The organism is Acinetobacter sp. (assembly GCF_045628685.1).
GTDB lineage: Bacteria > Pseudomonadota > Gammaproteobacteria > Pseudomonadales > Moraxellaceae > Acinetobacter.
In genome coordinates this window covers 38,836-51,728 of sequence record NZ_JAZQPV010000069.1, presented here as the reverse complement: position 1 = coordinate 51,728, position 12,893 = coordinate 38,836, and the positions used below count along the sequence as shown (strand labels likewise).

The 12,893-nt window shown below is 46.7% G+C and carries 15 protein-coding genes; 13 read left to right on the top strand and 2 right to left on the bottom strand.

Features of this window, described 5'->3' with window-relative positions; all coding sequences use genetic code 11:
* Positions 1-114 precede the first annotated feature (114 nt).
* Both ACKI4H_RS10180 and ACKI4H_RS10175 read left to right on the top strand, forming a co-directional pair.
* Positions 115-1,764 carry an ATP-binding protein gene (locus ACKI4H_RS10180; protein WP_407305454.1) on the top strand — a complete coding sequence of 550 codons (1,650 nt, stop codon included), beginning with the start codon at positions 115-117 and terminating at the stop codon, positions 1,762-1,764.
* Positions 1,765-1,834: 70 nt separating this feature from the next.
* Positions 1,835-2,806: a hypothetical protein gene (locus ACKI4H_RS10175; protein WP_407305452.1), complete on the top strand. Its 972-nt coding sequence runs from the start codon at positions 1,835-1,837 to the stop codon at positions 2,804-2,806.
* A gap of 327 nt (positions 2,807-3,133) precedes the next feature.
* Here the strand turns inward: ACKI4H_RS10175 and ACKI4H_RS10170 are convergent, their stop codons facing one another.
* Complete coding sequence (locus ACKI4H_RS10170) at positions 3,134-3,694, bottom strand: prolyl hydroxylase family protein (protein ID WP_407305451.1); 561 nt, start codon at positions 3,692-3,694, stop codon at positions 3,134-3,136.
* Between the two features lie 42 nt (positions 3,695-3,736).
* On the bottom strand, positions 3,737-3,976 hold the full coding sequence (locus tag ACKI4H_RS10165; protein WP_407305450.1) for a hypothetical protein: 240 nt from the start codon (positions 3,974-3,976) through the stop codon (positions 3,737-3,739).
* 104 nt (positions 3,977-4,080) lie between these two features.
* Here ACKI4H_RS10165 and ACKI4H_RS10160 point away from each other — a divergent pair, with 104 nt between their 5' ends.
* The 11 genes from ACKI4H_RS10160 to ACKI4H_RS10110 all read left to right on the top strand — a co-directional run bounded on the left by ACKI4H_RS10160 (position 4,081) and on the right by ACKI4H_RS10110 (position 12,876).
* Positions 4,081-5,001: a hypothetical protein gene (locus ACKI4H_RS10160; protein WP_407305449.1), complete on the top strand. Its 921-nt coding sequence runs from the start codon at positions 4,081-4,083 to the stop codon at positions 4,999-5,001.
* Entirely contained in the window at positions 4,994-6,304 is a 1,311-nt protein-coding gene (locus ACKI4H_RS10155; RefSeq protein WP_407305447.1) for a hypothetical protein, read from the top strand. The genes ACKI4H_RS10160 and ACKI4H_RS10155 overlap by 8 nt, the downstream gene beginning before the upstream one ends.
* Before the next feature lie 98 nt (positions 6,305-6,402).
* Positions 6,403-6,756, top strand: coding sequence for a TnsA endonuclease N-terminal domain-containing protein (locus ACKI4H_RS10150; protein ID WP_407305446.1), 354 nt, complete (start codon positions 6,403-6,405; stop codon positions 6,754-6,756).
* Between the two features lie 10 nt (positions 6,757-6,766).
* Entirely contained in the window at positions 6,767-7,567 is an 801-nt protein-coding gene (locus ACKI4H_RS10145) for a hypothetical protein (RefSeq protein WP_407305444.1), read from the top strand.
* Position 7,568: 1 nt separating this feature from the next.
* Positions 7,569-8,033 carry a hypothetical protein gene (locus tag ACKI4H_RS10140; RefSeq protein ID WP_407305443.1) on the top strand — a complete coding sequence of 155 codons (465 nt, stop codon included), beginning with the start codon at positions 7,569-7,571 and terminating at the stop codon, positions 8,031-8,033.
* A gap of 66 nt (positions 8,034-8,099) precedes the next feature.
* Positions 8,100-8,876 carry a hypothetical protein gene (locus tag ACKI4H_RS10135; protein ID WP_407305441.1) on the top strand — a complete coding sequence of 259 codons (777 nt, stop codon included), beginning with the start codon at positions 8,100-8,102 and terminating at the stop codon, positions 8,874-8,876.
* The gene (locus tag ACKI4H_RS10130) at positions 8,876-9,631 is read left to right on the top strand and encodes a hypothetical protein (RefSeq protein ID WP_407305440.1); all 756 of its coding nucleotides are present in this window, start codon (positions 8,876-8,878) and stop codon (positions 9,629-9,631) included. The genes ACKI4H_RS10135 and ACKI4H_RS10130 overlap by 1 nt, the downstream gene beginning before the upstream one ends.
* Positions 9,632-9,981: 350 nt before the next feature.
* Entirely contained in the window at positions 9,982-10,449 is a 468-nt protein-coding gene (locus ACKI4H_RS10125) for a hypothetical protein (RefSeq protein ID WP_407305439.1), read from the top strand.
* Positions 10,446-11,312, top strand: coding sequence for a hypothetical protein (locus ACKI4H_RS10120; protein ID WP_407305438.1), 867 nt, complete (start codon positions 10,446-10,448; stop codon positions 11,310-11,312). Before ACKI4H_RS10125 ends, ACKI4H_RS10120 begins: the two co-directional genes overlap by 4 nt.
* Positions 11,309-12,145 carry a hypothetical protein gene (locus ACKI4H_RS10115; RefSeq protein WP_407305436.1) on the top strand — a complete coding sequence of 279 codons (837 nt, stop codon included), beginning with the start codon at positions 11,309-11,311 and terminating at the stop codon, positions 12,143-12,145. Before ACKI4H_RS10120 ends, ACKI4H_RS10115 begins: the two co-directional genes overlap by 4 nt.
* Positions 12,142-12,876, top strand: coding sequence for a zeta toxin family protein (locus ACKI4H_RS10110; protein ID WP_407305434.1), 735 nt, complete (start codon positions 12,142-12,144; stop codon positions 12,874-12,876). The genes ACKI4H_RS10115 and ACKI4H_RS10110 overlap by 4 nt, the downstream gene beginning before the upstream one ends.
* Positions 12,877-12,893 lie beyond the last annotated feature (17 nt).

Genomic DNA, 12,893 nt, shown 5'->3' with positions numbered 1-12,893 from the left:
TATGACCGTATCATATCATCTATATTGTTAGATTTGAATCAGAAAATCCAGTTACCTTTCGCTGGTTACATAAATAAGATGATATTATTAACCCTATGTCATGATTGACTCATAATGCAAACATTTAAAGATTACTTGATTGAAGCGCAATTTGATGGCGACAGCATGGAGCGCGTAATCAACGCATTCCAACGACGGATGCCCCGCCTTCTTGGATCTAAAATATACCGCTACGGTGGATCAGATGGTGCTGACCAACATGGTGCCGTTTTCTTCTTTGGCACACGAGCCTTCCGTGTTCGCACCAAAGGCAACCGCATTCTCGGTATCGATGTCTGGGATCGTTATGCTCTGAACAAAGGACCATCCTTCTTCATCGACATCAGTGACTTTGGAGCTGAGAGCATCATAGGCTCCATGAAGAAACTAGCTCAGATCATCAAGAACCCAGAAGCTGGCAAGGTTGCAGTCAAGGAATCCCAAGAGATTCAGCTTGACGAAATGGCGCGCCGTGCTACACCTCAGGACTTCCATGAGATGGGTGTCGAGATGTATGGTGATGACCAGGTTTCGAACCTGACTTGGAGTGACATCCAGAAGATCGCCGCAAAGAATGACGTCTTGATTCCAGGCTACGTTAAGTCTCAGCAGAAGGACAAGTTGCACTGGTCCATCATCCCGAACGACCGCGACTCGTCTAACGACCAGTCAAAGGGCGAAGAGATGGCCAATGACGATAATGTCGTCAAGCTTGGTGGTGAGAAGAAGGGTGAACCAATTCTCTACATTAAGATCACTGCACAGGACCCTGACACCAAGCGCTTCATCTCAGCCGCTGACAGCAAGACTGCTCAGAAGATGTACGCTCGCATTAACACCGCGCTTAAGGCCGGTCCTACTGAGGAAGAGATTAAGGATCCTGCAACGATGTACGGCCACATGGCTCAGCTCGTTGACATGGCATGTAAGAACAAGTTGCGTTCACTGCTGATCTATGGTGGTCCAGGCACCGGTAAAACCTTTACCATTATGCAGACCGTTAAAGAAAATGGTCTAATCCCTGGCAAGGACTACGTCAAGCTCTCTGGTAAAGCAACCCCAATCTCTATCTTTGAAACTTTGTTCCAGTTCCGTGATGGCGGCCTGGTTATCTTCGATGACTTGGACTCGATGTGGCGTAACGAGGAAGCAACTAACATTCTCAAGGCCGCACTTGATACCTCGCCAGTACGTGAAATCACCTGGTCTTCTGCTGCGACCGAGAACGTCGCACGTTGGAACGATGAGCGTCGTGAACGATACAACCAAAAGATCGACGCCCTGCTGAACCATGAAGAGCCTGAAGAGGATGATGAGCTAGATAATGACGAGGATGAGGATGACGAGGATCAAGCTCCACGTAAGAAGAAAAAGAAAGGTAAGCCTGAAAAGGTCAAGTACCCTTCAACCTTTAACTTCAAAGGGCGCGTCATCTTCATCTCGAATCTGAAGAAAGAAGAGTTCGACTCGGCTATTATGTCGCGTTCGGCAAAGATTGGTATGGACATGACGCCTGCTCAGATTCTTCAGCGTATGCGCGCAATTCTCCCAAATCTTGGTGGCACTGACGTCGCTGTTGAGCTAAAAGAAGAATTGATCCAGCGTTTGCTTGAGTTAAATGAGGAGGGCGAGCTAGATCAGGTGACGATGCGTGAGTTTACCAAGGGTTTAGACATCTTAAGAAGCGGCGCGCCTAACTGGAGAGAATTGGTAATCTACGCCTAATTTTCAGGTTCACACTTTTGCAGGTGTAATATCGATGTTATAATGGGACTTTCAGTATGGGAGTCCCATTATGGTAACTAGAGCAGAAAATAGAAGCAATCACATCACGTACAAAGTTACATGTGCCAACACCAACAAAGTTTTCTATGGTGTCCATTCATATGATGAGTTTGGACAGTTCACTGGAACTGGAAATGCTTTATCAATTTCCAAACGTGAGCAAGGAATAGAAAATCATATCTTAGAGATTCTTCAGTATTATTTAACACGCAAAGAAGCTAAAGCTGCTTATGCTGTCCTCAATGCTTCACAGTTAATCAATCCCAAGAAACCTGGTGAATACGAGTTTCATTTCGTTTATATGACCGTGCGCGACGATGGAAAGTATTACATTGGGGTTCACAGCACAAACAATCTTCATGACAAATATCTTGGAAGTGGAACTTATATTGCTAGATCAATCAGGAAGCATGGACGTGAAAAACATAAAAGAGAAATTCTTGAGATGTGTAAATCACGTGATCATGCATTTGAGCGTGAAAAAGAAATCATCACTGAAGAAATTTTGAATGATCCTTTGTGCATGAACGGGTGCCCAGGCGGTGCTTCCAGCACCGATCGTGTTTATGGAGTTACAGAAGAAACCCGTCAAAGACTTTCTGAAGCAGGAAAGAAAGTAATCCACACTGCAGAATGGCACGCAAAGATCGGTGCTGCTCACAAGGGGAAGACCGTCAAGGTAGAGGTGGCGAAGGCGCAGTCAGAACGAATGACGGGCTATAAGTGGAAACCTGAACATATTGCTGCTAGAACAACAGGTCAAAAGGCAAGTGAGAAGTTCAAGAAGCGGTATCGACCAATTATGATAGACGGAGTAAAGTATCAAAGCGGCTGTGCGGCAGTTGAAGCGCTAGGGATCGCGGGATCAACTCTCAAGTATCGTTTGATATCTCCACAATGGACAAACTACAGATACCTCGATCAACCAGAGAAGGTACCCGTAGAAGGCATTCGTCATCGTGGTGCTTACAAGAAGGCTTGAAATTGGGACTCCTAGGAGTCCCAATTTACATCAGGCAGTTTTTGAGCATGGGCCATGCTCATTGATTGAAGTGATGATTGGTATGCGTCTGCACTTTTGACAGTCGTCCAGGCACCCGACGTTTCTATATGCTTCAAGACGGTCAGAAGCATCTATGGTGGTATTGACGATGGCCCCTTGGTTGTTCATGTAGGTGACATCAAATAGTTTATTCATATTTTCTACAATCATGATTGGACTGATGAAACTATTTATGCATCGAGGAGCGCTATGATTTATGCCGCTAATTCTCAAGCCATATCCTTTTCAATTTCCGTCGCAGCGCGATTACGCGTATGCGTAAAATAAGTCAGTACGCAGCACGTACTTCTCCCCACTGTTCACTGGCTTTCCTTCATGCCAGAAGTTGTGCTCGAACATCAGCACATCACCTGCCTTCGGCACGATTGGAATGAACGCCCATTCCTGCCCCTTCCCATAAGGCATCAAGATCGTCTCACCGCCGTCCGTATCATTCAAGTAGAACAGGACCGTGATCTCGCTCGCGCTGGTGCCCAGGTCAACTGACCCGTCCCTGTGAGGCTTGAAGTACTGGCCAGGCACGTATTTGTAGATGCGAAACTTCGTGCCTGTCGAGTGGAATTTTGCACCCTTGAATTCACTTGGGAAGTCGTCGTCGAGGTGTGCTCGAAGGAGAATCTCCAAGCTCAAGGCAAGAACGTCATCATCAAAGATCACGCGATCGTTGTTGCGGACTCGCTTGATCATCTCTTCTGTGCCGTCACCGCGATTCACCAGTGCTTCCTCGAAGCCTTGATTGTCGCCGCGCCCGCGCAGCTGAACGCACATCTCCGGAGTTAAAACTCCGCTCAGGTGTTTGTAGAACATCTTGTCCTCCTTAAGTCGCCGCTCAACGGCACATCAGTGTGGTTAATCCGTCCAATAGATTTGGTTAAGCTCTTGAACAAATCGAGCAACAGCCTCGTCACCCAGCCTCATGGCTTCAGAGCGGGTGGCCGGGGTGAACAACTTATCATCGTCGTTATAGATGACCCGCACTCGGAAAACATCTGGTGCGCCATCTGCGCGCTCGAAGTATTCCGTAACGCGCACAACCATCGTCGTGGCCAGATTGTTGTACGTAAATTCATTCAGGGTTTGGGTTTTCATGTTTTGCTCCGTTGCTTTGATAGAGTCATTATACAATAAAATTAGAAAAATGTACACCGTTTTGTCATGGAACTCCATAAATAGTTGAACTACCTCGAGCTCATATGAAGACATTCAAAGAACACCTGTTGGAAGAATCAACGGGCGATCTATCCGATTTTCGGAAGAACGCTGAGACCATGCTGTCAAAGGGCATCTTTCTGTACAGAGGCACAAGAACGGCGCGCCAAAATCTCCAAATAGGCGACTTTACTGGTTCAATTCAGACAGCTCGCACAATCCAGCGCAAAGCTAAAGGAAGTCGCGCGATGACCAGGGTCTCATCAAAATGGGAAATTCCAGACCGCTCGCTTTCGTACTTCGCAACGAGAGATGCTAGTCATGCATCAACGTTCGGTAACATTATGCTGGTGATTCCTGGTGATGACGTCTCTTTCTACGCATGGACCGCGACCGATTTTAATCAATCAACTGGTGACGATTACAAACGTTTCTTTTCTATTGTTGAAATTGATGTCTCAGTAATTCTTTCCGGCACGTCACGTTTGCACGTGGATGATGAGGTTGGAAAATTCACTGATCTTCAGACTAAGATGCTAAAAGCATTGAAGGCAGCAGGCATTGAAAAAGGAGAAGCAGCTTCCTTACCACCTGAGGACCCAAGGGCTGGGAAATTTATTGACTCAGTGCTCGCCATGAAGGACGATTTTGAAAAGTCAAAGGATGACTTTGGTCCGAATCGTGCAATTTCAAAGAACGTGCTCGTATCGTTGGCATGGATTGAGAAGGCGTTGCGCAAACTCAAGAAAAACAGCGTTGTAGAAATCTTCGCCGACGCAAGCCCAAAGGCCTTTAAGATCAAGACATTCACTGATCTTGCAGATATTCCAAAGAAGCTGAAGTCAGCAGATGAACTCTGGTTCAATGGCAAGTACCTCGCTATCAACCTTGACAGTCGCCACACAGCTGAAACAAACGCGAAGAAAGTTCTAGAACTGATTATAAAAGGAAATGCAGATGGCTGACATCTCAAAAATCCTCGACACCAACAAAGTTGCACTTGAAAAGAAAGCGTCTGACAAGTTTGGGGCCGAGGTTGAAAACTTCAGGCGCGGAACTCTTCAGTCCCTCTCTCCAGGTGAAGAGCTCGTCGATGTTGCGGTCTCTTCAAAGGCTGGAACAGCACGAGAGGCGGGGAACTTTTACTCATCTACATATGCAGCTGCTCTCGCTGGTGGCACGAGCTTTCGGCCAAAGATGAAGTTTCTCTTCAAGGTGGAGTTTGTTTTTACGCCTGAAGCTCAAGCTCAATTTCCAGCTGTGTTTCGAGGTGCTGCAGCGCAGGACTTCACCTTCATGGTAAAGTCCGTTGATCGGCCTAAAATCGACTTTGAGTACGAAGATGACATCAACATGTACAACTTTAGGACAAAGGTTCTAAAGAAGATTCGGCACCGCGAGCTAACAATTACATTCATTGATGATACCGGAAATCATGTGCTGAACTTCTTCCGTACCCTCATGATGATTCACTCCCCAATTACTCGTAGGCAGATGCTGCGTGAACTTGGTTCATATGAACAGAGAATTGGGGCGCCTGACGCAAATTCTGCTGCTATGGGTAATGGAATGGCGTTTACTGACGTCACTGAACCAAATAATAAAGACACTGCAATTCGCGGAACAATCAACTCCAGCGTTGGTAATATCATTCAAACTATTCGTGTGAAGCAGATGTATGTTGACTCTGGAGCCCCACTTGCTCAGGCGGCAAAAGAAGTTATTTTTGATTTTATAAATGCTCGTCTTGTTTCATTTGACCTTGATGACCTTTCACATGAATCATCAGATGTGAATAATGTCACTATGCAGTTTGACTACGATTGGATGGAAATTGTAGATGTTGGGTCACTTCAAGCTGCTGATTCACCGCATTATAATATCACGGTCCCGGGCATTACAAACAACCCAGTAGATACCTCACCAGCAGGTCAAACTAGCACAAGCCCCGGCCGTGCTAGTTTGTTTGCAAACTTAAATACTCAGTCACCAAACGGGGTTATACCTGATCGTTCAGTTCAGTTGACGGCAGGCGGAGGTCAGGCAACCTCCATTCCTGGTGGAATGGTTGGTGCAGCAGCACGCACAGTGGCAGTTGATCAGGCTGGCGCTGCTATGAATGCAAACGTGAAGAACATGATTCTTCCACCATCACGACCGCCGGTCGCGCAGATGACAGTAGATGATTCTGCAACTGGTGGTCCATCACGGATAGATTCGATTGTCTCGTCAAGCCAAGACTATGACGACTATGGAGATTACGTATAATGCCAACCATGAGAGGCCGTTTCATTCCAAAGAACCCACAGAAGTACGTAGGGAATGTGCACAACATTCTCTTCAGGAGTAGTTGGGAAATTAGATTTATGCAATGGCTTGACACGAACAATGCAGTACTTCGTTGGGGATCAGAGGAACTTGCAATTCCATACGTGAATCCTATCAAGACGGACCCATCGGGGCGTCCGAAGATCTCACGTTATTATCCTGACTTCATCATCCTCTATCGTGACGCCGCGGGGAACATCAAGAAAGAGATTGTTGAGATTAAACCGTACAAGGAATCAGTGATCACACCACGCATGTCAGAGCGTGATAAGCTCGCCTATACTGTCAACCAAGCTAAATGGAAGGCAGCGAGCATCTTCGCTGAAGCGCAGGGAGCAGAATTTAGGATTGTGACAGAAAAAACGCTCTTTAAAACAAACAAGCGTACTTGAAAGAAACTACATGAAATTACACCAACTGATTATTGAAAGAAAGCGACCACTTGATAAACAGCCGTACCGTTTCCCTATTGAAGAGGTCAAGGCTTGGAAGATGATCGCCCGCTTCTGCAAGGATGCCATTCCAGACCTCAATAATCCAATTGTTCGGGGGACGCGCGGCGCAAGCTCTACTGCCACTGTTCAGTTGATTCACGGGGCGGCGGGGTCGCGTAAGTCAGCCAACACGACGAATTACTACACGGTGATTCTTGACAAGGTCTTGACCCCTCTTGGCTTTCCAAAGCGATCGGCTTCAATCATCTGTGCTAACTGGAAGAATCGAAAGCACGCTAGCGGCTATGGTGAGATGTATGCGATCATCCCTTTTGATGGTGTGAAGATCGGTGTCTGCCCTAACTATGACATGTGGGATACTGAGATTAAACTTGGTGGCTGGACAAAAACGATTCAGCGCTGGAATCGTGAGTTCAAGTACATGGGTGTCCGCGATTCCGATACATATGACAAGATGATTGAAATTCTTGAGTTAAAGGCAGAGTCACTTGAGGACATGGGCTGGAAGCACTCTGATGAAACATGGATGAAGGCCTTCTTGCCCGGCCTTGCCGACAAGACCTTCAAGGATGCGTACATGAAAGCATTCAAGCTGACTACCACCAAGGAAGCCAGCTACAACGATGGTAAGAGGCACGAGGTCTGGATTGGTGGAAAGTGTGTTGCGATTCACATGCCCCTCTTCGACACAATGATGAGCCGCAACATGACTGAGGCTGAGATGTATGGATGGGACGAGGAGGACTAACATGAAACCGAAAAGCGAAAACCCAATGATTACCAATCCGCTCGATGAGCTGTTCAACACAGCTCAGGATGATCACGAAATTTCTGAGTATGAGCACGTGACTGAAGGTGAGCTTGCTGAAATGCAAGCACCACCTGAGAAAGAGGAAAAAGATGACGAGGACATCGCGATCGATGCAAAGATCGATGCTGTGTACGACGCCGCCCTCGAGACTTTCCAGCAGCAGACTGAGTACACTCAGATTATCGAGCCGCGTTATGCAGCGAGAAACGCTGAGGTCGCTGCAACATATCTCTCAATTGCATTAAATGCAGCTGCAACCCGTGCAAAGGTCAAGGGCGAACGTAAGCGACAGGCGGCCTTCGTCCCCTATGCAAATAAAAATTCTTCATCAGTTGTTGTAGCATCAAGAGAAGAAATAATGAGAATGATTTCTGTGGATGCGGAAGTTAAGGAAGTGAAATGACATATCATTGTACAGATGAAAATGAATGATTTTCTCTAAGGATATAAATTAACTCTGAACGTAGACATGAGTGTTGCTACAGTTAGTAATATTTTCGAAGGAAATCAAATGAAGTTAAAAGAGTTATTGAATGAGGCACGTCACCGCGAGGACATTAGCATTGAGAAAGCTATCGAGTTGATTCGCGCAAACTGCAAAGACGCGCTAAAGAACGTTGAGAACCCAATGTGGCGGGGTTTCAGGGGACGGGAGGACGCATACCTCATTCAAGCTGATCTGGGTGAGCGTGCCTCTAAGAACACGTCCAATTATTATACAATTATCCTAGATAAATTTCTGCCAAAGCAGGGTTACCCAAAGCGATCAAAGTCCATCATTTGTGGAAACAACAAAAACCTAGATTACGCTGAAGGATATGGTGCGGTATATGCGCTGTTTCCATATGACGGTGTCCCTATAGGTATATGCCATGAGCGTGACATCTGGGAAACAAAGAGATTTGTAATTGGCGATGCTCCTCGCGCTCGATCAATTGAGGATTGGAACAGCGTATTCGAGCGGTCGGCGCTGAGTGACGACACTTATGAGAACTTCAAAGAGGACATCATCAAGCACATGGACATACATCCTGGCTCTGAGATAGAACAAATTTTCAAGCGCCCTGAGAACATTGATATGTACCTTGAGGCCGCGTACAGCCCAGGTTCCCTTAATTTTGATCTAACGACCACCGCAATGATGGATCAGTATGAAGACAAAGACCGCGAGTGCTGGCTTGGTGGTAAGTGCGTTGCAATTCAATATGGGACATGGAAAAAAACTTCTAAGAAATGGGGCCTTTGATGCGCTTTAAGCAATTCCTCGCCGAGGGCGATCACAAGCGAGACATCAGTATGGAGGAGGCCTTTGAGCTTCTCAAAGCCAACTGCAAAAGCGCATTGAAACATGTAGATGCACCGCTTTGGCGTGGAACTAAACGATCTGCCGAGGACGCGTACTTCATTCATGGTGGTGCAGAAGAAGCCACAGGGCGTAAGTCAGCAAACACGACGAACCACTACACGATGTTGATGGACACGTTCCTCCCTTACTATGGATATCCATTGCGGTCGAGGTCAATCATCTTCGCGACCAACAAGAACGAAGAATACGCTAGTTCTTTCGGGCGGCTGTACGCGATCTTCCCATATGACGGCACGCCAATTGGCGTCTGCAGCGAGCATGACCTGTGGAATACAGAGCCATTCGAGGTCGGGAACTCTGATGAGGATAGAAGAATCAATGGCTGGAATCACTTCTGGAGAGACAATAAAATCAGCTCAGCGTCATGGAAAGAGTTCGAACGTACCATGACAGAAAAGATGACTGAAGCAGGCAACCACGGTCGGAGCTTCACACAGTGGTTCGGTCCTCCAGAGAAGCTTCGTGCTATTTTTGAGAAGGCCTATGGCCCAGAAAACTTGAAGCTTGAACTTACTGACGCAGAGAATGTTTATAACATCGATGGTGAGCATGAACTGTGGATGAGTGGAAAGTGCATCGCAATTAAAGCGAGCGTCTATCGTGATCACCTTAGCGAGCTGAGGGACCTCCGATGAGATTTAAACAATTTCTCGAGGCACGTATCAACTCCTATGAGCGCGAGCATCAGACTGGTGATCAACTGATCACCACCCTCCGAAGCCACTGCATGGGAGCGATGCGTTCTGCTCAGGCTGGTAATTTCATCTATCGAGGATCGCGATCTGACCTCAAGAGTGGAGTATACGACCCAGGCGCTGGTCAGCGCAAATCACAGAACACATCAAATTTCTACACGACGTTCCTCGACACGAACGCAAAGAACAAAGCCTTCCCAAAGCGAAGCAGATCGTTCATCTGCTCCACCCGTCGATTGAAGGCTCATAAGTACTCGCAAACTACCACTACCACCACCAACGGTACCTTGATGACGTGTTTCCCATTTGACAACACACCGATTGCAGATGCAACTGAGGACGATTTCTGGGACCTTGACCTCAACTTCGGTGGTGAATTTCTGAAATCGTTCAAGATCGTTGACTTCAATTCGTTTTGGGATGACATCTGTGATGAGCTTGGCAAAAGTCCTGGCAGCATTGAATCTCTTGACGATGCAAAGAGCATGTTAAGAATGGCTCGTACCCAGGTCGTGATGAACGCTTTGCACAAAGAGGGGCTTCTCCATGGCTTCGACAGACTGAACACAGGTGATCGAGAAATTGTTGACACTTTTATCGACCTGTTACCAGATGCATACAGCTATAAAAACCTAGGCTGCAAGCTTACTACACCTGACAACATTCCAGAATCTTCGGAGGTTTGGTTCTCAGGAAAGTGCGTAGTCATAGCAGATGAGGATGAAATGGATATTGTGAAAGAGGAATTTGGATTATGATTAGCTTCAAACAGTTTTTGCAAGAGGAAGACGTTTACCACAAGATGCCGAAGCAGGCCGCTGAAGTCTTCCTAAAGCACTGCACACAGTGGAACGATGTTGACGTTCCACTCTATCGGTTAACGAGAGCCCAGAATGGCGTCCACGCGATGAGGACCCGTTCTACTCGCGTCCGTGCATCGGAATCCCAAGGCGGCTCACGTGAGATTCAGAAAATGATCTTCGCACAGCCAGGCTGGGAAGGATATCCTGATCGGACGCAGTCAATCTTCTGCTCAACCAAGAAGGAGTTCGTAGTAGGTGATATAGATGAGTACGGCGAGAACCTTGTCCTCATCTACCCATTTGATGGCACGAAGATTGCCATGACGACTCAAGCGAACGACTTCAACTTCATCAACCTTGTGCAGATTAAACAAGTCAATGATTTACCTGTGATGCACGCTGAGAGCATGATCCAATCGTACTGGGCTATGACCATCAACAAGCTTCGCGCCGATGTGGACTTGAAGACATCGCTTCAGAACCTCAAGGAAAATTGGCTCAAGGATGGTAAGTTCGATCCTACTGCAAATGGAAACGAGAAGGCCGTCGAGGTCTACGAAATGTCGTCGAACACTTTCAGGAAGACCCTGCAGTTCCTCGTCGAGAAGGTGCCTGAAGTTTGGACGCCCGAGTTCATCGGTTGCGAGCTCGTTACCCCTGCAACGATTAACCTTCCTGGCAAGACACGTGAAGCATGGTTCACCGGTAAATACCTGTCTATTCCTTACCCAGATTGGAAGAGATTCAAGGAAGAAGTGAAGGCACTTCAAACTGGGACTGAACTTCCACCAAAACAACCAATATTCACAGCGCGATGATCACATTCAAACAATTTCTTCAAGAAGATGGCAGTGACATCACTCACAACATGGCAGAAGCTGTTGATGCGTATCTAAAGAACTGTAAGCAATGGCAGAACGTTGAGAAACCCCTTCACCGCTTTTCACGCGAGCAAGAAGATATGCCAATGCCTATGAGGACCCGCAGTGTTCGTGATCGTCTGAGCAGCTCGCTGGGCGGTACAAAACTTATTCAGGATTATATCTTCAGTCAACCGGGGTGGGAGGATTACCCACCACGCTCACGTTCTATCTTCTGCTCTACCACCCAGGATTCAGCGCTAGGTGACACGAACCTCATGATCTACCCATTTGATGACACAAAGATTGCAGTCGTGAATGGGTTTGACCTCAACCTCATGAACATCCTCGTTGGTGTTCCAGAGAAGGAACGTGAAAAGCGCAGGTATCTTTCTATGAACCCATTTGTTTCACAAATTCGCTCCGGATATGTTGAAATTTTTCAACCAGAAATCAGGCCCGCATTGAAGGACTTCGTCAAACTCATCAACGAGATCAAAGAGAAGTTCACCAAGAACGGAGAGTTTGACGAGACAGCAAATGGCGACGATGAGCTTGCTGAGGCGTACGACAACGCACCATCAATGGACCGTGAGATGTTCCGTATTATTGTAAACTACGTGCCGGAGTGTTTCAGGCCTGGGCCAATGGGTTTCAAGCTAGTGTCTTCATCCAATATTGAATTGAATGGGCGTGAGGGACGCGAGGTTTGGTTCTCAGGCAAGTACCTTTCGATTCCGAAGGCATATCACCAACAGTTTGTAGAAGAAGTAAAGGCGAAACAGAAATGATCACATTCAAAGAATACATGTCAGAAAGTATAAATGACAAGGGCATCCTGAAAGCCCTCTTCGTTGTAGGTATCCCCGGCGCTGGTAAGTCCTATACCATTTCGGAGCTTAAGGGCCCAATTTCGCCAAAGGTAGTTAACTCCGATATTTCGACAGAGTTCCTGTCGAAAAAACTAGGTGTTCCTGCAAATAGCGAAAATTGGAAATTAATCTTCCGCAATAAAACAAAATCAATGACTCGTGGTTTGCTTACGAATTATCTCGACAGCATGCTGCCCCTTTTTGTTGATGGAACCTCTAATGATGCATCGAATATTTTAGGCCGCGCCGGTATTCTAGAATCCCTTGGTTACGATGTTGGGATGGTATTCGTTGACACCGACCTTGGTGTCGCAATTGAACGCGCAAAGGCTCGAGGAGAAGCAATTGACCGCCACGTCGATGTTGACTTCATCGAGAAGGTCCATGAGCTTTCAGTCCAAAACAAGGAATACTTTAAGGGGAAGTTCAGCTTTTTCCGTGAGGTTTGGAACAACCCAGGCGAGCTAGACGACAAAGCAATCTTGAAAATTTATCGCGATGTTGCGGGCTTCTATAGTGAGCCATTAGATAACCCTGTAGGTATTCGATTTCTTGAACACCTACGTGAAGAAAAACAAAGTTACCTTGTGCCCACTGTGATGCCACGCGAAGATTTGAAAAAGAAGGTCGACGGATGGTTCCGTGCTTAATAAATAAAAATCACTGA